The organism is Candidatus Venteria ishoeyi, assembly GCF_030378065.1.
Classification (GTDB): domain Bacteria; phylum Pseudomonadota; class Gammaproteobacteria; order Beggiatoales; family Beggiatoaceae; genus Venteria; species Venteria ishoeyi.
On the sequence record NZ_JAUCGJ010000007.1, the window covers coordinates 13,032 to 34,085 of the forward strand.

22 protein-coding genes are annotated in these 21,054 nt (G+C 45.8%); 7 read left to right on the forward strand and 15 right to left on the reverse strand.

The window, feature by feature from the left end; genetic code table 11:
- Positions 1–35: 35 nt before the first annotated feature.
- Together QUF61_RS03420 and QUF61_RS03425 are read left to right on the forward strand one after the other, a co-directional pair.
- Entirely contained in the window at positions 36–365 is a 330-nt protein-coding gene (locus QUF61_RS03420) for a general secretion pathway protein GspF (protein ID WP_103920761.1), read from the forward strand.
- On the forward strand, positions 358–852 hold the full coding sequence (locus QUF61_RS03425) for an EVE domain-containing protein (RefSeq protein WP_289680459.1): 495 nt from the start codon (positions 358–360) through the stop codon (positions 850–852). Before QUF61_RS03420 ends, QUF61_RS03425 begins: the two co-directional genes overlap by 8 nt.
- A 117-nt stretch (positions 853–969) precedes the next feature.
- Here QUF61_RS03425 and QUF61_RS03430 read toward each other — a convergent pair whose 3' ends face one another.
- Positions 970–1,836 carry an NAD(+) kinase gene (locus QUF61_RS03430; protein WP_289680461.1) on the reverse strand — a complete coding sequence of 289 codons (867 nt, stop codon included), beginning with the start codon at positions 1,834–1,836 and terminating at the stop codon, positions 970–972.
- Between the two features lie 183 nt (positions 1,837–2,019).
- Here QUF61_RS03430 and hrcA point away from each other — a divergent pair, with 183 nt between their 5' ends.
- Positions 2,020–3,081, forward strand: a complete 1,062-nt coding sequence (gene hrcA, locus QUF61_RS03435; protein ID WP_103920759.1) for a heat-inducible transcriptional repressor HrcA — start codon at positions 2,020–2,022, stop codon at positions 3,079–3,081.
- 83 nt (positions 3,082–3,164) lie between these two features.
- Complete coding sequence (locus tag QUF61_RS03440; protein WP_103920758.1) at positions 3,165–3,545, forward strand: CoA-binding protein; 381 nt, start codon at positions 3,165–3,167, stop codon at positions 3,543–3,545.
- A 15-nt stretch (positions 3,546–3,560) separates the two neighbouring features.
- Here QUF61_RS03440 and QUF61_RS03445 read toward each other — a convergent pair whose 3' ends face one another.
- Entirely contained in the window at positions 3,561–5,633 is a 2,073-nt protein-coding gene (locus tag QUF61_RS03445) for an ABC transporter substrate-binding protein (protein WP_289680463.1), read from the reverse strand.
- On the reverse strand, positions 5,630–7,363 hold the full coding sequence (locus QUF61_RS03450) for a BatD family protein (RefSeq protein WP_289680465.1): 1,734 nt from the start codon (positions 7,361–7,363) through the stop codon (positions 5,630–5,632). Before QUF61_RS03450 ends, QUF61_RS03445 begins: the two co-directional genes overlap by 4 nt.
- Before the next feature lie 274 nt (positions 7,364–7,637).
- Between QUF61_RS03450 and gmk the strand changes: the two genes are divergently transcribed.
- On the forward strand, positions 7,638–8,255 hold the full coding sequence (gene gmk / locus QUF61_RS03455) for a guanylate kinase (protein WP_289680466.1): 618 nt from the start codon (positions 7,638–7,640) through the stop codon (positions 8,253–8,255).
- Between the two features lie 127 nt (positions 8,256–8,382).
- Here the strand turns inward: gmk and QUF61_RS03460 are convergent, their stop codons facing one another.
- Both QUF61_RS03460 and QUF61_RS03465 read right to left on the reverse strand, forming a co-directional pair.
- Positions 8,383–8,601, reverse strand: a complete 219-nt coding sequence (locus tag QUF61_RS03460) for a hypothetical protein (RefSeq protein WP_103920754.1) — start codon at positions 8,599–8,601, stop codon at positions 8,383–8,385.
- A 142-nt stretch (positions 8,602–8,743) separates the two neighbouring features.
- Entirely contained in the window at positions 8,744–9,682 is a 939-nt protein-coding gene (locus QUF61_RS03465; protein WP_103920753.1) for a branched-chain amino acid transaminase, read from the reverse strand.
- Positions 9,683–9,940: 258 nt separating this feature from the next.
- Here QUF61_RS03465 and QUF61_RS03470 point away from each other — a divergent pair, with 258 nt between their 5' ends.
- Both QUF61_RS03470 and QUF61_RS03475 read left to right on the forward strand, forming a co-directional pair.
- Positions 9,941–11,950 (forward strand): adenylate/guanylate cyclase domain-containing protein, encoded by a 2,010-nt coding sequence (locus QUF61_RS03470; RefSeq protein ID WP_103920752.1) that lies wholly within the window; start codon positions 9,941–9,943, stop codon positions 11,948–11,950.
- A 104-nt stretch (positions 11,951–12,054) separates the two neighbouring features.
- A complete protein-coding gene (locus QUF61_RS03475; RefSeq protein ID WP_407079402.1) occupies positions 12,055–12,363 on the forward strand; it encodes a two-CW domain-containing protein in 309 nt (102 codons plus the stop codon).
- A gap of 32 nt (positions 12,364–12,395) precedes the next feature.
- Here QUF61_RS03475 and QUF61_RS03480 read toward each other — a convergent pair whose 3' ends face one another.
- The 10 genes from QUF61_RS03480 to QUF61_RS03525 all read right to left on the reverse strand — a co-directional run bounded on the left by QUF61_RS03480 (position 12,396) and on the right by QUF61_RS03525 (position 21,029).
- Positions 12,396–12,656: a hypothetical protein gene (locus tag QUF61_RS03480; protein WP_289680468.1), complete on the reverse strand. Its 261-nt coding sequence runs from the start codon at positions 12,654–12,656 to the stop codon at positions 12,396–12,398.
- Positions 12,657–12,761: 105 nt separating this feature from the next.
- The gene (locus QUF61_RS03485) at positions 12,762–14,495 is read right to left on the reverse strand and encodes a nickel-dependent hydrogenase large subunit (RefSeq protein ID WP_289680469.1); all 1,734 of its coding nucleotides are present in this window, start codon (positions 14,493–14,495) and stop codon (positions 12,762–12,764) included.
- Complete coding sequence (locus QUF61_RS03490; RefSeq protein WP_103922393.1) at positions 14,492–14,953, reverse strand: hypothetical protein; 462 nt, start codon at positions 14,951–14,953, stop codon at positions 14,492–14,494. The genes QUF61_RS03485 and QUF61_RS03490 overlap by 4 nt, the downstream gene beginning before the upstream one ends.
- 2 nt (positions 14,954–14,955) lie before the next feature.
- Positions 14,956–16,266, reverse strand: coding sequence for a (Fe-S)-binding protein (locus QUF61_RS03495; protein ID WP_289680471.1), 1,311 nt, complete (start codon positions 16,264–16,266; stop codon positions 14,956–14,958).
- A complete protein-coding gene (locus tag QUF61_RS03500) occupies positions 16,263–16,925 on the reverse strand; it encodes a hypothetical protein (RefSeq protein WP_289680472.1) in 663 nt (220 codons plus the stop codon). The genes QUF61_RS03495 and QUF61_RS03500 overlap by 4 nt, the downstream gene beginning before the upstream one ends.
- A complete protein-coding gene (locus QUF61_RS03505; protein WP_289680473.1) occupies positions 16,922–18,025 on the reverse strand; it encodes a hydrogenase small subunit in 1,104 nt (367 codons plus the stop codon). The genes QUF61_RS03500 and QUF61_RS03505 overlap by 4 nt, the downstream gene beginning before the upstream one ends.
- A 36-nt stretch (positions 18,026–18,061) precedes the next feature.
- Positions 18,062–18,460, reverse strand: coding sequence for a hydrogenase expression/formation C-terminal domain-containing protein (locus QUF61_RS03510; RefSeq protein ID WP_103922389.1), 399 nt, complete (start codon positions 18,458–18,460; stop codon positions 18,062–18,064).
- Complete coding sequence (locus QUF61_RS03515) at positions 18,457–19,023, reverse strand: hydrogenase maturation protease (RefSeq protein ID WP_289680474.1); 567 nt, start codon at positions 19,021–19,023, stop codon at positions 18,457–18,459. Before QUF61_RS03515 ends, QUF61_RS03510 begins: the two co-directional genes overlap by 4 nt.
- Before the next feature lie 617 nt (positions 19,024–19,640).
- The gene (locus QUF61_RS03520; protein ID WP_103922388.1) at positions 19,641–20,237 is read right to left on the reverse strand and encodes a FlgO family outer membrane protein; all 597 of its coding nucleotides are present in this window, start codon (positions 20,235–20,237) and stop codon (positions 19,641–19,643) included.
- Entirely contained in the window at positions 20,238–21,029 is a 792-nt protein-coding gene (locus QUF61_RS03525; protein ID WP_103922387.1) for a hypothetical protein, read from the reverse strand.
- Between the last annotated feature and the right edge of the window lie 25 nt (positions 21,030–21,054).

Below are 21,054 nucleotides of genomic sequence, written 5' to 3' on the forward strand. Positions count from 1 at the left end.
TTAATTATGGCGATTTTCAGAAGGAGAAAAGGGCAATGAAAATTGGAAAAATTGAACACAAACGGCCCGCAACAGTCGAAGCTTATATTGATCTGATTGAGCAGGCTTTATTTGAAATTGCTGATACCCGTGAAGCCATTGAATTTGAAGCAGATAGCATGGGGCCGGCAATTGCGTTTATTACTAACCTGGAAACGAAAGTTAAAGCCATAAAACAATCAATGATTGATGGTACTTATCAGTTTGAAAATAAAGATTTACCCTTTATGGAAATTGTTAAGATGCAGACTTTACAAACCTTGCCATTTAAACGCTTATTAGAAGATATTAACTGGACTCACCGGGAAGGTCTGCAAATTGACTGAATTGCAGGTGACTGATATGCAGGCTGGCACGCAACGGCAATATTGGTTGATGAAATCAGAACCCAATGAATTCAGCATTCTTGACCTGGCCCGCAAAAAACGCGAACCCTGGGATGGGGTGCGCAATTATCAGGCGCGTAATATGATGCGTGATCAAATGCATATCGGTGATTTAATCTTTTTTTATCATTCCAATTGCAAGGTACCGGGTATTGTCGGTGTCATGGAAGTGGTATCAGAAAGTTATCCTGACCCGACGGCCTTTGATCCCAACGATGGGCATTATGATCCAAAAAGTGATCCTGATAAACCGCGTTGGTATCTGGTGGATGTTGCTTATGTGGAAACCTTCACGGAAACCATTGCGTTACAGACGCTGAAAGCCTGCCCGGAACTTGAAAATATGCCATTGCTGCGTCGTGGTAATCGTCTTTCCGTTATGCCTGTCAGTGAACAGGAATGGCAATTTATTCAATCTTTACGTTAGGCAATGCGGTAGGGTAATAGCGTTTACAAGAAATAATCACGCTTGTTTTGGGAATGCTCCAAGGCTTTCCCGGACAGCTCCGGGAAATCTACTGTGTGTCATTTCCGAGGCAGCTTATTAAGGTTCCCGCCCCCAATGCAACTTATCGCGCAGAGTTGAAAAATAATCGTAGCTGTCAGGATGAATTAAATAAATATGGCGTTTTTTGCGAACCACAACGCGATCCCCTGGAAACAGACTTTGACTGGGAACAGCATCGCAGGTTAGTTGTGCTTCCACAGATTGATTGGCACAGACCTGGATTTCAATTTCACTGTCCCCCTGCACCACGATGGGAGGATTGCTTAAAGTATGCGGAAACATGGATAATAATAACAAGGCATCAACCGAAGGGTGCAGTACCGGGCCGCCACCGGAAAGATTATAGGCAGTGGAACCGGTGGGCGTGGCAATCAGTATGCCGTCACTGCGCTGTCCACCCAGCAATTTTCCATCTATACTGACGGTAAATGATAACATGTGTGCATTATTCCAGCGCTGAATCACCACGTCATTAAGCGCCCGACAAGTCCCCAGATGTTTATCTTTTCGATATACCTGAGTATCCAGTAAAAAGCGTTTTTCCTGGGAAAAGCGGCCTTCAAAAACCAAATCCAGGCAAGCGGATAATTGCTTGGGGTGTATATCGGTAAGAAAACCCAGGCGACCAAGATTAATGCCCAGTAAACGCGCCTTATAAGAGGTCAGCATTCTTGCGGCATGTAACAGCGTACCATCGCCGCCAATGACAATAATGAGATCACTGCGCTTACCAAGCTCAATGCTGTCTACCACCGGTATTTCAGAGTCAGGCAAGGCTTCCAGGCTATTTTGATGTAGCATGGTATGTTTATTATGGTGTTTAAGATAAGCAATGACTTTCCGCAAAGTGTGGCTGGCTTCTTTGCTGTGTCGTTTAGCAATCAGTCCGATATTTTGAAACAAAAGCAAGGCTTCCTTTCGGTTTTTGTTTTTTAAACTTTGGTGTTCTGTCTTGCCAAACCTTATGATTTGTACAAAAAATGGCAATTACGTAACATCCGTTAAATGTTGTCTATAAAATTCTCGCTCCTAAGGTATCATAATAGATTCTACTGCGTATCACTTGTATTTTCATCAAACAAAGCAATGACCAAACCATTAAAATCAGTTCCACTAAATGAACGCGCGCTGTCTTTGCTCAAGACGCTGGTTTCCCGTTATATCAAAGAGGGACAGCCGGTTGGATCGCGTACCTTATCGCGGGATTGTTCACTGGACTTAAGTCCGGCGACGATTCGTAATGTTATGGCGGATTTGGAAGACTTGGGGCTGATTATTTCGCCACACACTTCAGCAGGGCGCGTGCCAACTGTACAGGGTTATCGTCTGTTTGTAGACAGCCTTATCCAGGTTCAACCAGTAGAAATTGAAGAGCGTTTACGCCTGCGTCAGCAACTTTTGGAGCCTACGGAATACAACAGTCAAAGCCTGCTGTCCCAGGCTTCTGCACTGCTGGCGGATACCACGCACCTGGCAGGGGTGGTGATGCTGCCGCGCCAGGAAGTACAAACGCTGCGTCATGTTGAATTTTTATCCCTCTCTGGCAAGCGCGTACTGGTGATTCTGGTGATTAATGAAACCAATGTACAAAACAGCATTATTCAAACCCAGCAAGATTTCAGCAGCAGTGAATTACAACAAGCCGCCAATTATTTAAATGCCGCTTTTGCGGGCAAAGATATTAAAGCAGTGCGCAAAAATCTGTTAAAAGAGATGAAAGCCGCGCGCATTGATATGAATAATCTGATGCAGACACTGGAAGAAGTGGCGACCAAGGCTTTTGAAGAACCCCTGACACCTGCTGCCAATACGGGTGATTACGTATTAGCCGGACAGACTAATCTCATGGGCATGGCAGGCGCTGCTGATATGGATAAACTGCGCCATTTATTTGATGCGTTTAACCAGAAACAGGATATTCTGCATTTGCTTGATCAAGCCTTAAATAGTAACGGTGTACAGATTTTTATCGGGGAAGAATCCGGTTACGATATTCTTGATGAGTATAGCATCGTCACCTCGCCTTACCGGGTTGATGGTCAAACCGTTGGCGTATTAGGTGTGATTGGGCCAACCCGCATGGCGTATGAGCGGGTGATCCCCATTGTCGATCTCACCGCGCAGTTACTCAGTTCGGCCTTGAAGTGAGCAATTGGGTTGGTATAAATTTTTTTCAGCCTCTGGCTGAATAATTAAAAATGCATAGCATTTTTAAAGGATAGTTAAACATTATGAATCAGGAAAATAGTGCTAAAAATGTTGTTGTTCTGGGCGCTTCCCCCAAACCTGAACGTTATTCCAATCAGGCGGTTGTTGATTTGCTTAAATATGGACATCAGGTTTTTCCGGTACATCCACTGGCAGAAGAAATTCACGGGCAGGCCTGTTATACCGCTTTGGATAAAATCGACCAGGCCGTAAATACCATCACTTTATATGTCGGTGCAGCGCGTTCTGACACGCTGGCAGAAAGTATTTTTGCCTTAAAGCCCAAACGCCTGATTATGAATCCCGGCGCGGAAAATGACAAACTGGAAGCCGAAGCAGAAAAGCGCGGGATTGAGGTTGTACGGGGCTGTACTTTGGTGATGTTGCGTACACAGCAGTTTTAACGGTATGACTGCTTTTTAAAACCTGGGCATTATTTCCAGCTTTTTCCAACGCTTAAAATGAAACATTAAATCCCCACTGCGGGGTTCAGGAATCTTTACATAATTGCCATCGGCTGTCTGCATCACAATTTTTTTATCCAGCACCTGGGTTTTTAATGGGGCGTATAAAAAAGTGTAAGCGTGATCGGCTGCAATTTGCTGATGTAATTGTCGGGTGAGTTGTTGTTGTTTATTCAAATCATAGGTTTCACGAATTTGTTCAATCAACTGATCGGCTTTGGCATTTTGGTAGGCGATAAAATTAAGCTGATGTTTGCCCGACTGGCTGGAGTGCCAGATTTGATACAAATCGGGATCAATGCCCATGCTCCAACCTAAAACCACGGCATCAAATTGTCCTGGATTGACAAAATCCTGTAAAAATACCGCCCATTCAAAAACCTGGGTATGACAGCGTATGCCGATGCGCCGCCAATGATCCTGCGCAATGCTTAAAATGGCTTTACGCAGCGCATTACCGTGATTGGTAATTAAGGTAAATTCCAATATCTTGCCGTCTTTCTCCAGCCAGCCTTCGCGGTTACGCTGCCATCCTAATTCTGCCAACAGGCTTAATGCCATTGCCGGGTCATATGCCAGCGGTTTTACCTCAGGGTTGTACCAGCGGGTATTTTTCGGGTAAGGGCCGCTGATACGCTCACCCTGTCCATATAACACATAAGCCATGATTTCTTCAACATTCAGGGCCAGCCCTAATGCCTTGCGCAGACGAGCGTCCTGAAATAGAGGGCGGCGCTGATTGTAACCGATATAAGTATAGGCGGTTTGCAGACTGGAAAAATATTGATAATCCGGATCTTGCTGATAACGCTTAACCTGATAAGGCTGCGGATTATAGGCATCAATTGCGCCACTGCGAAATTCCAGTTCACGGGTCACAGTATCAGGAATAATGCGATAGAAATAATCCTGATACAGCGGCGCGCCTTCCCAATAATGTGCATTGCGCTGTAAATGAATTTGTTCATCACTGCGCCAGGACACAAACTTAAAAGCCCCCGTGCCAATGGGATGGCGGTTAAAGTCACTGTCACGCAGCCCAAAGTTTTCCGCAGCCTTGCCGCTGATGCCGCGCTGTTGCTGCTCTTGTAACAATGCCTGCTGATTGAGACGGTGTTCCGGCAAAATACCGATCATCCAGGCATTAATGGCAGGTGAAAACAGCCGTTTATAAATCACATCCACGGTATGTGCATCGTGAACTTTGAGACTTTTAATTGGCTCAAAATCAGACGTGCGTGGTGAGAGATTTTTAGGATTCATCAAGGCTTGATAAGTAAATAACACATCCTCAGCATCAAAAACTTCGCCATCATGAAACAAGACATTTTTGCGTAAATAAAAACGTAATACCGGATTATGTTCAAAAATTGGAAAGTCTTTTTTTACGGCATTAAGTATTACTGGCTTGTGTTGTTCTGGTTTTGGCAGCCATTGTAACCAGGGGCGGTTTTCTTCGTAATTGTCACCTAACAGCGCGGTCAGTCGCTTAAAAAAGTCCGGTACCACCTGAGATAATTGAAAATGTAGTGTTTCCGGGATATTTAAATTCACCGCAATGCGGGTTTTATCGGGCAAAAATACCTCAAAACTTTGCTGTTGAGCTGGCAGAATTTGTATTGCTTGCAACAGTTTTTGTAAATCAGCCTGGGTTTTCAGCCAGGTCTGAATTTTTTCCCGCAATTGTCTGGCATTGGGTTGGCTGCCATCAGCAATGCTTGCATTGTGATTAATGCGTAAATATAAGACTTCATGAGTTTCCCAGCTTGTTGCCAAGCGTCCACGTAATTGCAGATTGTCATCCAAATCCAGCAGGCCATCAAAAACTTTTTCAACAATGTCACTGCTGGCGCTGTCAGCGTTTAAGATGGGGTTAAGTATTTTGGCATCACCAATACTGGCGTGAATAAACTGCTGCAAGCGTTGTGGATTCGCCTGACTCTGCCGTGAATAGCTCGGCACCCAAAAGCCCGATTGCACCAGCAAAGCCATTAACAGCAATGGTGTGAACAGTAAAAAAAACCTCATGCTGCTGGATATAACTCGGGTAAGGGATTACTTTTGTCATTATCCTGAATGTCTTCATGCAGTCCCATGCGTATACGCTGCCAAGCCTCAGCACCATCCCAGTCTGATGCTGTGCTGCTGCCACCATAAAGATAACGCTCCAGCTCCAAGATCGCCTGTTGACTGGCTGTAACGGATAATAAATTGGCAAGTTGCGCCAATCCCCGTGGTTGTTGTGTTGGCCATTGTAATTTTGCCCAGGCTAATAAGGCTTCGCGAGCTACTTTTGCATCGGTTGCCACACAGGCGCGCTCTATATTTTTACGGGCTGCTTTTAAGTTGCCCAGTCGGGGATTGATTTTTTTGTCAGGATTTTGCTGATAATGGCGGGATAACCAGTAAAATAATAAGCCTAAAATCCAGGCACCAGTAAGCAGCAAAGCCAACCAAAACCAATAAATAATCGATAAACCCCAGATAGACTCTGCTTTAACCGGGACGACTTGGTTATTTGCCTGATTGGTCTGTGTGCTAGTAATTGGTGCGGTGGTAACAGGTGTCGGCTTATCGCTTACAGCGGCAGGTAAAACCGTTACCGTGCGCGCTGGCAAACGTGCATAACGTAATTCTCCTTGTTGCGTATCCCACCAGGGCAGACTGATTTCAGGCAGGGTAAATTGACCAGCCTGGGTTGGCACTAAAGCGATAGGCTGCTGTTGTTGTGCCATTAGCAAATGCTCACTATCCGTCAGGCGGGTCTCGGTTTGCGCCTGATCTGGATATTGCTTAAATGTTTCTGGATTTGCCGGTGACAGCGTGGGCAAATGCTCGGCATACAATCCCAGAGCACTTAAAGTAATGGTGCGCGTTACTGGCTCACCGACCTGAAATTCTAAAGGATTAACCGACCATTGCTCGCCCAGACTCACTGCACGCGCAGGCAACCATACTGCCTGCTGAGGAAAAACGGATGGACGGGGTAAGATTTTAATACTCAGCGCCTTGGACTTTTTACGCACCGTGCGGCCTGAATCTGAATAAAAACCCATAAATGGGCGCTTTTGTGTGCGACTGCCCATAACCAGTCCCTGAAACTGTACGGGAGGAATCTGTAAATTGCCGCTTTGCTCTGGGAAAATTGCATAATACTGTTCAACGACACCATAATTTTTACCTTCCAGGCGGGTTTGGTAGCGCTTATTTTCCCCCAGTTTTTCCACTCGTGCATGGTTGGGTTGCGGCGGGGTAATCTGCCCGGAATTCAACGGCAGACTATGATATAAACGCAAAATATAAGTAATCTGACTTTGTAAATAAGCAGTTTCCGGTTTAACTTCCACTTCCAGAAAAATTTCAGGATAAGCCCCGCTTTGTTCTTTGGTTTTTTCTGGCGTGACTTTTAAAGTCAGGGGTTGGGTTTGTTCCTGCCCCAGTCGAATGGCTGGTATCACCAACTCGCCACTACTTTTTGGTAATAAGCTTATTTGCCAACGGGTTAAGGACTTGGAGCGCCCATTAATGGTTTGCATCTCAGTACTTTGCGAAGAACTGATCAAATCAAAATCCTGCTCCAGAATCGACAAGTCCGGGCTTTCCTGAGATTGTTTGTCAACCTGCAAGGTTAATAGAAAACTATCTTGTTCGCTGATGGTTTGGCGATCCAGTTTTGCCGTAAATGCTGCCAGTGTAGATGTACTGTAAAGCCATAAGATAATGACAAATGGCGTGGCAAATAATTGATGATTTTTCATCCCTGATATTCTCATAATTGGCGCGAAAAGCACTTTTGTTAAGTTGCAATAGATTTCCCGCAGAGACGCTACAAAGCAGAGGACTTTAGCTTTTACCTCCGCGCCCCTGCACCTCTGCGGGAGAAATAATTTAAATTCGATGTGACTATTAATTATACTGGAGAGCAAATGCTAATGGACATATACGACGATACAGGGTTAATAGGGGCAAAATTAGTAACAAGTTGCCCACGTATTTTCTAAATTAAACAAAATTATAACACGGAGCTTATCAATGCAACGGGGCAGTTTATATATCATCGCCGCACCTTCCGGTGCGGGCAAAACCAGTCTGGTCAGTGCTTTAATTCAACAAACCGAGCATATCTGCGTTTCCGTTTCCCACACCACCCGCGCCCCGCGCCCCGGTGAGGAAAATGGCAAGGCTTATTTTTTTGTCAGTCACGAAGCATTTCAAGCGATGCAGGCGCAACAGGCATTTCTTGAACAAGCGCAGGTCTTCGATAATCATTATGGCACTTCGAAAGCCTGGGTATCGTCCCAATTAGAACAAGGCATCGATGTTATCTTGGAAATTGACTGGCAGGGTGGACGTCAGGTACGGGAACAATTACCGGAAAGCATTGGTATTTTTATTTTACCGCCTTCGCGCATGGAACTCGATAAACGCCTGTGTGGGCGTGGTCAGGACAGCGAAGAAATTATTGCCCGCCGTATGCGTGATGCCATCAGTGAAATGAGCCATCACGCAGAGTTTGATTATCTGCTTATTAATGATGAGTTTGACCAGGCCTTATTGGATTTGCAGCATATTATTTACAGCCAGCGTTTGCGCCATGCCAGACAGGCAGCCAATATGGGAGAAAAACTGGAAGCCTTATTACACAGTTAGGCTGTACAGAATATTTAGATATTTGGTCATAAAAAATCCAAATAAAAAATAACGCCCATAGAGAGGGTCTGAGTTTTGTAGGAGGCTACCCGATAAATACAATTCCTGCTGGAATAAGCGTATTTTTTTAATCATCTCCGCGTGGTCGTGGTTCCCGGGTTTCCTTTAATAATAATTCCGCTTCCATCTCATTTTTAGCGAACATGACTTTTACTGTGTAATTATCCGCTTCAGTCATACTTGTGCGTAAATCACGTGCTTGTTTTTTTGCATCCTGGAATTTTTCAAAATCAGTGATTTTTTCCAGTTTTTTATCAGGGAATACTTTATACAGAAAATAAGGCATGGTGTTTCTCTCAAGATGAGTAATGTAGGATGGGCAAAGCGCAGTGTGCCCATCTTTATGGCTTGGAATCTATTGGAGGTGATGGGCATGCACTGCTTTGCCCATCCTACAGTTTGCCTCCAAGCATGATTTTAGCAAGCGGCTATTTTACCAAGGTCAGCCAATTTTGGTGTTCCGGGCGATTGCTTTGAATACGACCATGCACCAAATCAAAATAACGACTTTGCAGGCGCTCGGTGATTGGCCCACGCGCGCCATTACCAATAACCCGACCATCCAGTTCACGAATCGGCGTGACTTCTGCCGCAGAACCTGTGAAAAAGGCTTCATCGGCAATATAGACTTCATCCCGGGTAATATGTTTTTCTTGTACTGTCAGCCCCATTTCTTTGGCCAATTGCACAATGGTATTACGGGTGATGCCATCTAATGCTGAAGTCAGAAAAGGTGTGTAAATGATACCATCACGTACCAGAAAAAAGTTTTCGCCACTGCCTTCTGCGACATAACCTTCAGCATCCAATAACAAAGCTTCATCATAACCACAGCTGATCGCTTCTTGCAGCGCCAGCATGGAATTTATGTAATTACCGCAAGCTTTGGCTTTACACATGGTAATATTGACATGATGGCGCGTATAGGAGGAAGTGCGGATACGAATGCCTTTTTCCATGCCTTCCTGTCCAAGATAAGCGCCCCAGGTCCAGGCAGCAACCACCATATGGGTTTTCAGGTTATCAGCGCGCAGGCCCATGCCTTCGGAGCCATAAAAGCAGATAGGACGAACATAAGCAGTTTCCAGATCATTTTCACGAACCACGCTGCGACAGGCTTCATTAATCGTTTTTTGATCAAAAGCCACCGGCATATTCATGATTTTTGCCGAATCAAACAAACGCCGGGTATGCTCCTGCAAACGGAAAATAGCGGCCCCTTGTTCGGTTTTATAGGCGCGTAAGCCTTCAAATACCCCCATGCCATAATGTAATGTATGGGTGAGGACATGAATTTTTGCTTCACGCCAGGGTATTAATTCGCCATCAAACCAGATGACACCATCACGGTCATCCATCGATAACATAGGCTTTTACTCCTTAAAATAAATACTGAGAATAATAAAAAACAAGCATTTTACAATAGATTTTAAAAAGAGAGGGGTGAAATATTATATTCTCATTCCTGAGTACTTATTTTGGACACAATTTTGCAGACTAAATCTAATATAACCTGATTTCGATTCAGGTTAATACAAAAACCAATGATTTACCCGATATTTTAGAATATTTCATTTTAGAATATCAGGTATGATGAAATTCTGAGCTTACGAAGGAACCATGGTGTGTTCTCGTTACGATATAAATTTAGTCTGATTGTGGTGATATTGTTATTTTTCACCTTAGGCAGCGCCTTCTGGTTGATCCGAGGGGCGCTAAATGATGTGCTAGAGCAACAATTGGCCCAGCACTTTTCACAGGCACAAGAGCAATTTTCAGAACTGGTGCAACAGCCTGTTAAAGCTTTATATAATATTGCCAGTTATACCAGAACGCACCCGTGGATAACAGATGCTTTATATGCCAAAGCACTGACACCGGGAAGTCAGGTCTATAAAAATTTGCGCAAAGCATTACCTAACGAGGCGATTTTACTCAATCCTCTGGGGCAAATTCTGGAAGCAGGGGAAGGTATCCGATCCTGGGCACCAGAATTGAACAAGCAATGCGTGGAGAATAAAGTCTCTTTTGATAAAGAGCGATTACATCTGTTGATGCTCAGTGATATACCCGTTCAGGTTTTAGTTGTACCTATCAGCGATCATCAAAATGAAGGTAAAATCATTGGTACTTTATTATTGGCGCATCTTTTTGATGAAACCTATCTTAATCACCTGCGAAAATTGCTGGGGGTGGATATATTGCTGTTGGATGCACAGGAAATTACACTAACCAGTGGCTTATTCAGTGCTTTGAGTCAACGTCCACTGTTGAACCAATTACAAATACATCTGCAATCACGCACGCCGATACAATTAAAACAACAATATTTGAAATTGCAGCAGGTACAGTTAAGTAACCGCCTCTGGCATTATATACAAACCACACAAAAGGCTTCAGTACCTGCGCATTTATTTATTCAGCCACTGGATGATCATCAGGGCTTTGTCGCACGTATTCAGAATAATCTATTAATGCTGGGTGGTTTATTGCTGATTCTCAGTTTCCTGATGATACGCCCTTTGTTCAGGCAAGTGACCGCCGCAGTGCAAATGTTACATACCGCCACGGATCAAATTGAAAAGGAAAATTATCAATTTCGTGCCCGTATTCGTACTTATGACGAACTGGAAAGCTTAGGCCATGCCTTTAATCAAATGATGCATAGCCTGGAAGGCAAAGAACATGTGCGTCAGGCAATGGAACATCTGGTTTCGCCAGAATTGGTAATGGATATCTTAAAAAAGCGGCTTTCTGGAGAAGGACAAACCCGCATTGCCTCTGTTTTGGTCGTTGGTATTCAGGATTTTTCACGGCATACTGCGGGGCGTTCTGCGCAGGACTTACTGTCTTGGTTAAACAATTATTTTACCCGTATGCAGTTTTGTATCGCAGGGCAGGAAGGCTTTGTCGATGCGTATTCCGGCGATAAACTCACCGCTGCTTTTGGTATTACTGGCAACAGCAGTGAACCCCATACAGGTATCTATGCGGCAGTGCTGGCAGCAAAGGAGATGCTTAATGCCTTGACACTGTTTAACCTGGAGGTGATTTCTCCACAAATCTCATCAACCCAACACGGGTTTGGAAATTACCAGCAAAATACGATTAATATTGGCATTGGTATTGATACCAATAGCTTGATTGCGGGTAAAATCGGCGCTGAAAATCGCCAACATTATTCAATTATTGGTTCACCCATTAAACGCGCTCAACAATTGGAAAAACTGACCCGGCATTATGGTGTGTCCATTTTAATCAGCCAATCTGCCTGGGATGCACTGAAAACAGAAATACCTGCAAAGGATTATCCACTGCATCGGGAACTGGATTGCATTGATTTGGATTCAGAAGCTAAGCCCCTGAATATCTATGAAATTCTACCTGCCTGTGATGAGCGGGAAAATATTAAAGATCTGTTGCAACGTTATCAACAGGCGCGCATCGAATTGCAACAAAATCATTTCAAAAAAGCTGAAAATTTATTTCAGCAATTACATGATGACTGGCCGGAAGATAAACCCACGCGTTTATTGTTAGGTCGTAGCCGCCGTTACCATAATAATATTGAAAAATACACCCAGGAAAATCCACAAGGGGCTTATCGCTTTTTAACACAGCAAAGTTCAAGCTGAGTTTTTCAAGTAAAAAATCAGACACTGTTTTATTTTTATTGTATTATTGAAATTGCTTATATTCTATTTTTCTAATGCACAAGGAGTGTTTGCTGGTGAATAAGATGAATTGCTGGGAATATAAACAATGCGGTAGGGAAGCTGGCGGTTATAAAGTGGAAGACTTGGGTATTTGCCCGGTAACGCAGGAAAACCGAACCGATACAGTCAATCACGGTAAAAATGGTGGCCGCAGTTGTTGGGCCATTCCCGGATCTTTGTGTGAAAACCGGGTGCAAGGCAATTACGTTGAAAAGCTCGATCATTGTATGCAATGTCAATTTTATAAATTAATACTGCGGGAAGAAGGCATGGATTTTCAAATTGGCAGTGATATTCTCAAACGACTGGAAATACCTGTGGTTGCAGCTTAAAATTAAAGATGCGCGAGCGCGCATCTTTAACATCAGTTTTTAATTTCAGCTTTCTGTTTTTGCTGCCTGGCTTGTACTGTTGGCTTTTCTTGCAGCCATAAATACAATTTGTAGCCAAGCAATAGCAACAACCATAGCGCAATAGACAGTGTAATCAGTGGGTACTCCATACCCGGCAGTGTGTGCATCAACTGATACCAAAAGCCTTCCGGGGCATCATGCCCGAAATGCGCAAATGCAGTTGCAGGCAATAAAACAACAGACAGCCAGATAATGTTTTGCATGATTTTCATGGTTATATACCTCAATCGTATTTTTTTTATCAAAATAAAACTTGAGTGAAGTGAAGCGTTCCGGTCGGGTTTATAAAACCCAACCGGCCTGTTTATTTATTTGATTCAGCGAACTTTAACCTGTATCAGTTCTTCACCTTCCGGATCAGTGACATGTACCGCGCAGGCGATACAGGGATCAAAACTGTGTACAGTGCGCAGAATTTCTACCGGTTGCTTGGGATCGTGCAGTTCGTGATTATCCTGCAAGGCTGCTTCATAAGCACCTGCAACACCTGCCGGATCACGCGGTCCAGCATTCCAGGTGCTGGGTACGACCGCCTGATAATTATCAATCACACCGTCTTTAATCACCACCCAATGTGCCAGCGCGCCGCGTGGGGCTTCCATAAATCCCACGCCTTTAGCTTCTTTGGGCCAGGTGGAAGGTTCCCACAATTTCTCGTTAAAGGTTTTGCTATCACCGGCTTTAATATTGGCTAATAGCTGATCCATCCAGCCCTGCATACCATCACCAATAATTTTACTTTCCAGCGTGCGCGCCGCAGTACGGCCCAAGGTGGAGAATAAGGCGCGTTTATCCACGCCCAGTGTAGTCAATGCATGGTTAACCAGTTCCACAGTTTGTTCATGACCCTTGGCATACAATACTAATACCCGCGCTAAGGGGCCGACTTCCATAGCCTTGCCTTTCCAGCGCGGAGATTTCATCCAGGAATAGCCTTTTTCAATATCCAGTTGTTTGTAAGGGGTTTCCGGCCCGCCACGGCCCTGGTAATTGAGATTGGTTTCCCCCTCCCAGGGGTGCAGACCTGCATCGTTACCATTACTGTAGTCATACCAGGAATGGCTGACAAATTCCTGGATTTCTTCAGGGTTCGCCATATCCACCGGATGTACCGTGGACAAATCCCGATCTAAAATCACCCCGGAAGGAATGAAATAACTGCTGGCATCATCCATATCCGTACCGGGCAGGTCGCCATAACTCATGAAATTGCCCAGACCTTCGCCGCGTCCAAACCAGTCTTTGTAAAATCCGGCAATTGCCAGGGTGTCCGGTACATACACCTGATCCACAAAGCTGCGCATGCGGTTGATAATATCCTGTACCTGTGCCAGGCGTTTGGCATTAATCGCAGAATCAGAATTTAAGTCAATCGGGCTGGGCGTGCCGCCGACCAGAAACATGGGGTGTGGATTTTTACCCCCAAAAATTGTGTGTAATTGCACTACATTACGTTGCCATTCCAGGGCTTCCAGATAATGTGAAACTGCCATTAAATTGGCTTCCGCAGGTAATTTATAACTAGGGTGTCCCCAGTAAGCCTTGGCAAAAATGCCCAGTTGCCCCGCTTCGACAAATTTTTTCAGCTTTTTCTGGGTATCGGAAAAATATCCCACAGAAGATTTCGGCCAGCTTGGCGAAACAGTCTGCGCCAGTTCTGAAGTGGCTTTAGGATCGGCGCTTAAGGCCGAAACCACATCCACCCAGTCCAGGGCGTGCAAATGATAAAAATGCATCACATGATCATGCACATATTGCGCGGCAATCATCAGGTTACGGATAAGCTGCGCATTAGGTGGAATTTTATAATTTAATGCATTTTCCACCGCCCGCACTGAGGCAATGCCATGCACCAGGGTGCAGACGCCGCAAATACGCTGAGTATAAGCCCAGGCATCACGCGGGTCGCGCCCTTTCAGAATCAGTTCAATGCCGCGTACCATAGTACCGGCGGAATAAGCCTGATCAATTCGGTTTCCCTCCATTTTAGCTTCTATGCGCAAATGGCCTTCGATACGGGTGATCGGATCAACAACAACACGTTCACTCATGAGTTTGTTCTCCGGTAAGCTTCAAAAATTTGATATTGCACTTCATTTTCCTGGTTCACTGCGTCATCATCGGCAGCAATCAGCAAACAGTTTTTTGCCATGCGACAACTCATCACCACCTGCCAGATCGGATCGGCTGCCTGACACATACCAGCCGGTGCTATCATTGCAGCAGAAGCACGCGCAATAAAATGTGCAGCCTGCTCATTCCAGTTGCAATCCGCACCACACTGGGTGCGACTTTCTATGGTTGCGGCCCGGCACGCTTTAAATGCCGATAATTGTTCGTTGGTGCTCATATTGGGGTTTTTTGCCAGTACCACGGCACTCACCACGCGTTGATCGGTTTGCTCAGTAATCAGGTTTTCCACGAACAGCGAAGTGACGTAGCGCAATGCGTTGGAAGGCAGTGCCTTCAAGGCGGCTTTCAGGGCCTTGTCATTTGTAATCTGTGCCATGATCAGTCTCCTGCCGGTATTTTGATTTTATCATCAGAGGCTTCATCATCGGGCGTTTCCACCAGATGTTCTGCCAGCATTTCGGTTAAGCCCACAACCGGCATATCCATTTGATTGACTTCCAGTCCTTCTTCCAGTTGCATACGGCAATTAGCGCAGGCAGTTACCAGCGTATCAACATGCAGGCTTTCCAGTTGGACTTTTTTACGTTTAAAGGCTGTCAAGCGCAGTTCTGCGGCATCTTCATTGGCGCTGACACCACCACCTGCACCGCAACACCAGTTCATTTTGCCGTTATCCTCCATTTCCACAAAATTCTGAGAAACCATTTTCAGCAGATTACGCGGTGGTTCAATCACACCGCCACGGCGCACTAACTGACAGGGATCATGGAAGGTCAGACGGGCTTCTTCCAGCCCTTCGGTTTTTAATAAACCAGCGGTGCGAAACTCATCCAGCACTTCAACGATGTGTTTCACTTCAAAGCTGAACGGTTTGCCAATCAGATTAGGGCCTTCCCAGCGAATGGCGGTATAAGCGTGACCACATTCGGGACTGATGACGGTTTTTACTTTGAGCTTTTCCGCAGCATCAACCACCCGTTGCACTAATTCTTTGGCAATATCTGAATTACCCAATTGAATGCCCGAATTAGTGGCCTCAAAAGCTGTAGAGGAAATCGTCCAGGTTTTACCAGCCTGTTTGAATATCCGTGCAACCGATTCCATGTATTCCGGGAAGTTAATGATTTCCATGGAAGACATCAGCATCAGGTATTCCGCGCCTTCAACATCCACGGGAATGTCAATACCAGTGTCGTTTTTAACATGCCGCGCCTGGGCCTGTACCGCAGGGAAGCGCACCCCCATGGGGCTGCCGATTTTGACTGCGCGTGTCGTTGCACCCATAATGCCTTCCGGCGCATTACCTGAAGCCGACATGCCTTCACGCATTTTGCGTATCATGTAGGCCACATCATTGCCCACCGGACATACCATGCTGCAACGCCCACATAAACTACAACTGTCATATACCAGCGGTTGCCAGGCCTCAAGTTCTGCATCCGTCACCGGCTTGCTTAAACCCAGCAGGCTTTGCAGGCGTCCGAGCAGGGTAAATTCCTGCTGCCACAAGCGCCGCATGGGTTCGAGTTTATGAATGGGGGTATATTCAGGATTACCGGTTTCGGTATAAAACAGGCAAGCCTCCGCGCACAGGCCGCAATGCATACAACTGCTGAAAAAACTTGCAACCGGCGCATCAATTTCTTCGCGCAATGCCTGCAATCCACGTTTTAATGTTGCCGCGCTCATGACTGTACTCCTTTTTGTCCCGCCATGAATCCGCTATACCAACGCGCCATGAATAAGGTAAACATGTGTATCAGCTTGGTAAAGGGAATCACAATCAACAATAACTCAACACTGAGTATATGCAGACCCAGCATCCAGCCATAAGACAAAAACAAATGATGAAATGCCATATAACCTGTCAAAACCGGTAGAAATGTCAGCAACAGCATCAGATAATCTTCCCCGGTAGACAAAAAACGTAATACCGGGTGGGTCAGGCGACGCCATAACAAGGCCATCAAAGCCAGCATGGTCAACACCGTAAAAAAGTCCACAATAGGACTGGGTAGTGTAGGCCAGGATAAGCCGGTGACAGATTCAATCAACTCTGCATGCGGTGCAAATAAAAAAATCACCACAAACAATCCAATATGGAAGCCATACCCTGCAACCACCATAAACAAAGAGCGTTTCAGGGTATTGCTGTCGGCAGGTAAGAAACGGCTGAAGACTGTGCGCATACCGGATGCCACGCCGTTACCACGCACTGCGGCCAATTCGGGCTTGCGTCCCAGCCACAGAATTTCCATGAAACGCAGCATGATCCCAAATACAAAGATTGCCAGCGCAATATCAAAACCGATGCCGCGTACCCAGAGTAAGAAATTCACCTCATTCATGACGTCTGCTCCTTTTCCAGATTATCAGCCGTCACGGTTTCATGTTCCGCACCAGCCTGTTTTTGCTTGTTGCGATTGAGCAAACCGGAAGCAGCGCCCAGGGCGGCACCCGCTGCAACCGCGACACCTGCTGTGGTGGTAAAGTTGCCGGTTGGTTCTGCCAGAGCCTTGTAGAATCCACCGGCATCCCAGAATTGCGGTTCAGAGCAGCCGATACAGCCATGACCTGCTTCAATCGGGAAACTGGTGCCGTTGTTCCATTTCATGGTGGCACAGGCGTTATATGTGGTAGGCCCTTTGCAACCTAATTTATACAGACACCAGCCTTTTTTCGCGCCTTCATCATCAAAAGTTTCGGCGAACAAACCCTTGTCATAAAATGGACGGCGATAACAGCGATCATGAATGCTGGTGCCATAAAATGCCTTGGGTCGTCCCAAGTTATCCAGTTCCGGCAAACCAAAGGTCAGGAAATGAGCGATAACACCGCTAATAACCACTGGAATGGGTGGACAGCCGGGAATATTCACCACCGGTTTATCCTTGACCAATTCACTCACAGAAACAGCGCCTGTGGGATTGGGATTGGCTGCGGGCAGGCCGCCAAATGCCGCGCAACTGCCCACGGCAATCACCGCAGCGGCACCGGCAACAGTTTCTTTAAGAATTTCCAGATTGGTCATACCGGCGATGGTGGAATAAACCCCGCCATCCTTGACTGGAATTGAACCATCTACCACCACGATATACTTGCCATCATTTTCTTTCATGGCAGTGTGTCTGGCTTCTTCTGCGGCATCACCGGAAGCAGCCTGCAAGGTATGATGATAATCCAAAGAAATTACATTAAAAATCAGACCTTCTATGCTCGGTGCGTGAGAGCGGGTCAAAGACTCGGTACATCCCGTACACTCCTGAAAAGAAAGCCAAATCACAGATGGACGACGAGCTTTTTCCAAGGCCGCCGCAATCGCGGGAATACTGCTGGGTGGCAGTGCCATCATACTGGCAGTTGCCGCGCAGAATTTCAGAAAACCGCGACGACTGATACCCTGTGTGCGCAAGGCTTCGCCTACGGTTAAGTCTTTACGTGTCGTCATGACTTAGACTCCTTTTGATGATGGAATACGCTGTCGCTATTCCACCCTACGGTTTAAACGTTCCAGCCCGTCTTGTATGTCGGACATAGCACTGGGCACAATATCAGGCACTGGCGTTATCTCGATATAACGCCCGGTTAATTCATTGCTGCTGTTGCGATGCTCCACCCACCAGACACCGGCAAACGTGGTTTCTTTAATCATGCTGGGACCCAGGGCATTGATTTGAATTTCCACCTCGCCTACGCCCAGTGCATCCTGAATTTGTGCCACATCTCTGTCGCTCAGGGGAATGCTGCGTAAATCAATTTGCGTAGCCTCACCTGTTGTCAATAAGGCTTGCAGCGCATGTCGCACTTCATTTAACAGCGGGGTGACGTTGTGGGTGGATGGCAGATTTTCCAGTGCAACAGGAATGTCTGTTAAGTGGCTCATGAGTGCCACTCCTGTATTAAATCCAGCACAGCTTGCGCGGCCTGAGGAATGGCTTTTGCCACTGCGGGACTGGGTTTATCATCCCATTGCGCCATTGTCAGTGGCTGAATACCCACTAAAGCCCGACGTGCTGGCAGGCGCTCACTCAAACGCACCATATCCATCAAATCCACCAGCCCCACTTCATGCACGCTTAATTTACATGCCCCCAGTTGTGCATCCATCGCCGGGCCGACAAAAGTTTTCACCGTACCCGGAGCGGCGTGCAATTCTGCGGCATCAATGACGATTAGTTCCGGGCTGTTTTCAATAAAGCCAGCAATGGAAAAACTCAAAGTACCACCATCTAGCCAGCATACATCGTTGATAGTGTGATGAGACCGCAGATAATGGAGTACGTGAATGCCTGTGCCTTCATCACTGAGCAGCAAATTACCAATTGCCAGTACCAGTGTTTTTGGATTTTCCCCTTCCATAGCAAGCGTTGTTGTGGAATAGGGCGTAGTTGATAAAAGTTTGGAGGAAAAAGCAGTTGGCATCATATCCGGGGGGTACATTTTCATTTCCTTGAACCTGTTCCATGCTGATAAATAGATTTTCCTTACCACTAAAGCATAGTACAAAATAAAGCATATAACTGTTAACTAATATAAAAAATTTTATGCTGATATTCTGGACTGCCATTGAAGGTATCGTTTTATCTGATATGTTTTATTGGGGGCTGACTTGATAGAGGATATTGCGATGAGGGAAAATAGATAAAGACAGGGGCTTTTATAAAGCTTGGGGCAATACCCCAGAATGAGGAAATTAATGTGCCAAACCCTGAAGGGACGCAATAAAGTCCAAGCAGAAACTTTATTGCGCCCCTTCAGGACTTAAAAAAATATGGCAGTGAGGCTGTGCCTCCGTATATTATGGCTTTACTTGATACGCAGCATCCCTCATGACATTATGCCAATCATAACGCACCACCTGCATAGGAGTGAGAATTTTATAACTTCAGCAACTTGGCTGGTCTTTTTCTCCATTTTCTACGTTGTGAAAACAGTTACATAGCTTGCTATGCGCCTGTTTTCACGCCTTGAAAATGAATAAAAATCCTGCGCCCAGTTTCTGTATTTATTTTATCTTCACTCCATACTCGTATTGGAGATTTAATATCTGAAAAATCTATTGTTCAATTACGGCGGCGGCGATTATCTTTCAGTAATTGCTTCATGTTTTCATCAATGGGCTGTGAATAATCAGTTGAGGCAATAATACTGTTATCCCGCGCATCAACTGCTTTTAAGGTGACATAAACGATGTCTTTAGCCGCAGCATAGGTACCCACTAAAATAGCCTGGGCATCATGTTCAAAACTGATGTTGCGCAATTCCCGGGAGAGCATAAACTCACCACTGGAATGCCCACGCTCAGGATTAGGCACAAAAATATTGCTGCGCATTTTTAACTCAATAACCTTATAGCCATTTTGAGTCAGGCGTGATCCCACCTGTTCCCCAATGGTACGGCCAAAGGTTGAGGAATAGCGCACATCATCAACATCTGCCAGACTGGTCACAATAATGGGGCGGGATTTACTGAACTGATAATGCCGATTATTATGATTGACCGCGCCAACAATTTTATCCACTGCCTGATAAGTTGCTTGAATCAAATGGGTGCTTTGCATGGACTTATGGTGTGATCTGGATGCGCAACCAGTTAAAGACAGGCTCAGAACAAATGCCAGTAAACCAGCTAAGACAAGGGTTTTACTTGGTTTATTCATTTATTGATCCACCACTCTCAAAGTTGTACGTCCATGATCATAATGATCGCCATCACCGGGGCGAATATAAAATATATCTGAGCGGCTAAATACCACCAGATCGCCATCGGTTAAAGCCGTGCTAATCAAAACTTCTGATGACGATTCCCGTACCCGCCAGCGATCTTTGTGCTGTACCAGTTCTACGTTGTAATCCAACACTAAAGGCTTACAGTAGCTAGCCTGGGTACAGAAACTGTTGACACTGCCGGGGTTGGTTGAAACCGCCACCCCTTTTTGTACCAAGTGGGCGCGTAATAAATCGCCAAAACTATGTGCAAATAAGGTTTCCTGACCACCGCGTGGGGGATTAATATAAATTACCGGACGCACAGGTGCGCTGAAACTGGGTGTTGGTGCACTATAATTGCTTTCCGGCATGGGCGGAATTGTCAATACCGGCGCATCCATATCCAGGTGTACAACACGCGGTTGTTGTTCAGGTTGCGGGCCGGGTGGTGGTAGTGTGCCGGGCGGCAAATCCGTCAGTGGATCACTGCCTGAAGCCGCCATTGCCATCGGTTCTACTGGCGCAGGCGCACTCATGCCAGAGAGTGTTCCGGGTTGATTAGGCAGGTTTGCCTGAATATTACTGGCAACCTGCTCTGCTAAACGCTCCCAATGGTGGGCCGCCTGCATATCCAGTTGATTGCTTAGCGGACGAATGGTTTCTACCGGTACCGGTTGATAATATTGACTACAGCCAGCGAGTAATGCCGTTAAGACTGCAACGCTCAGATATTGTCGTTTCATAATTTCCCCCAATTTGGGTGATGCT

What these genes read in the sequence shown, in the direction of transcription:
- QUF61_RS03510 (WP_103922389.1), bottom strand. Translation starts at nt 18,460, where the DNA reads ATGAGCCACTTAACAGACATTCCTGTTGCACTGGAAAATCTGCCATCC.
- QUF61_RS03515 (WP_289680474.1), bottom strand. Translation starts at nt 19,023, where the DNA reads ATGAAAATGTACCCCCCGGATATGATGCCAACTGCTTTTTCCTCCAAA.
- QUF61_RS03465 (WP_103920753.1), bottom strand. Translation starts at nt 9,682, where the DNA reads ATGTTATCGATGGATGACCGTGATGGTGTCATCTGGTTTGATGGCGAA.
- QUF61_RS03450 (WP_289680465.1), bottom strand. Translation starts at nt 7,363, where the DNA reads ATGAAAAATCATCAATTATTTGCCACGCCATTTGTCATTATCTTATGG.
- hrcA (WP_103920759.1), top strand. Translation starts at nt 2,020, where the DNA reads ATGACCAAACCATTAAAATCAGTTCCACTAAATGAACGCGCGCTGTCT.
- QUF61_RS03460 (WP_103920754.1), bottom strand. Translation starts at nt 8,601, where the DNA reads ATGCCTTATTTTCTGTATAAAGTATTCCCTGATAAAAAACTGGAAAAA.
- QUF61_RS03490 (WP_103922393.1), bottom strand. Translation starts at nt 14,953, where the DNA reads ATGGCACAGATTACAAATGACAAGGCCCTGAAAGCCGCCTTGAAGGCA.
- QUF61_RS03505 (WP_289680473.1), bottom strand. Translation starts at nt 18,025, where the DNA reads ATGACGACACGTAAAGACTTAACCGTAGGCGAAGCCTTGCGCACACAG.
- QUF61_RS03525 (WP_103922387.1), bottom strand. Translation starts at nt 21,029, where the DNA reads ATGAAACGACAATATCTGAGCGTTGCAGTCTTAACGGCATTACTCGCT.
- QUF61_RS03480 (WP_289680468.1), bottom strand. Translation starts at nt 12,656, where the DNA reads ATGAAAATCATGCAAAACATTATCTGGCTGTCTGTTGTTTTATTGCCT.
- QUF61_RS03485 (WP_289680469.1), bottom strand. Translation starts at nt 14,495, where the DNA reads ATGAGTGAACGTGTTGTTGTTGATCCGATCACCCGTATCGAAGGCCAT.
- QUF61_RS03420 (WP_103920761.1), top strand. Translation starts at nt 36, where the DNA reads ATGAAAATTGGAAAAATTGAACACAAACGGCCCGCAACAGTCGAAGCT.
- QUF61_RS03500 (WP_289680472.1), bottom strand. Translation starts at nt 16,925, where the DNA reads ATGAATGAGGTGAATTTCTTACTCTGGGTACGCGGCATCGGTTTTGAT.
- QUF61_RS03440 (WP_103920758.1), top strand. Translation starts at nt 3,165, where the DNA reads ATGAATCAGGAAAATAGTGCTAAAAATGTTGTTGTTCTGGGCGCTTCC.
- QUF61_RS03495 (WP_289680471.1), bottom strand. Translation starts at nt 16,266, where the DNA reads ATGAGCGCGGCAACATTAAAACGTGGATTGCAGGCATTGCGCGAAGAA.
- QUF61_RS03445 (WP_289680463.1), bottom strand. Translation starts at nt 5,633, where the DNA reads ATGAGGTTTTTTTTACTGTTCACACCATTGCTGTTAATGGCTTTGCTG.
- gmk (WP_289680466.1), top strand. Translation starts at nt 7,638, where the DNA reads ATGCAACGGGGCAGTTTATATATCATCGCCGCACCTTCCGGTGCGGGC.
- QUF61_RS03475 (WP_407079402.1), top strand. Translation starts at nt 12,055, where the DNA reads ATGAATTGCTGGGAATATAAACAATGCGGTAGGGAAGCTGGCGGTTAT.
- QUF61_RS03520 (WP_103922388.1), bottom strand. Translation starts at nt 20,237, where the DNA reads ATGAATAAACCAAGTAAAACCCTTGTCTTAGCTGGTTTACTGGCATTT.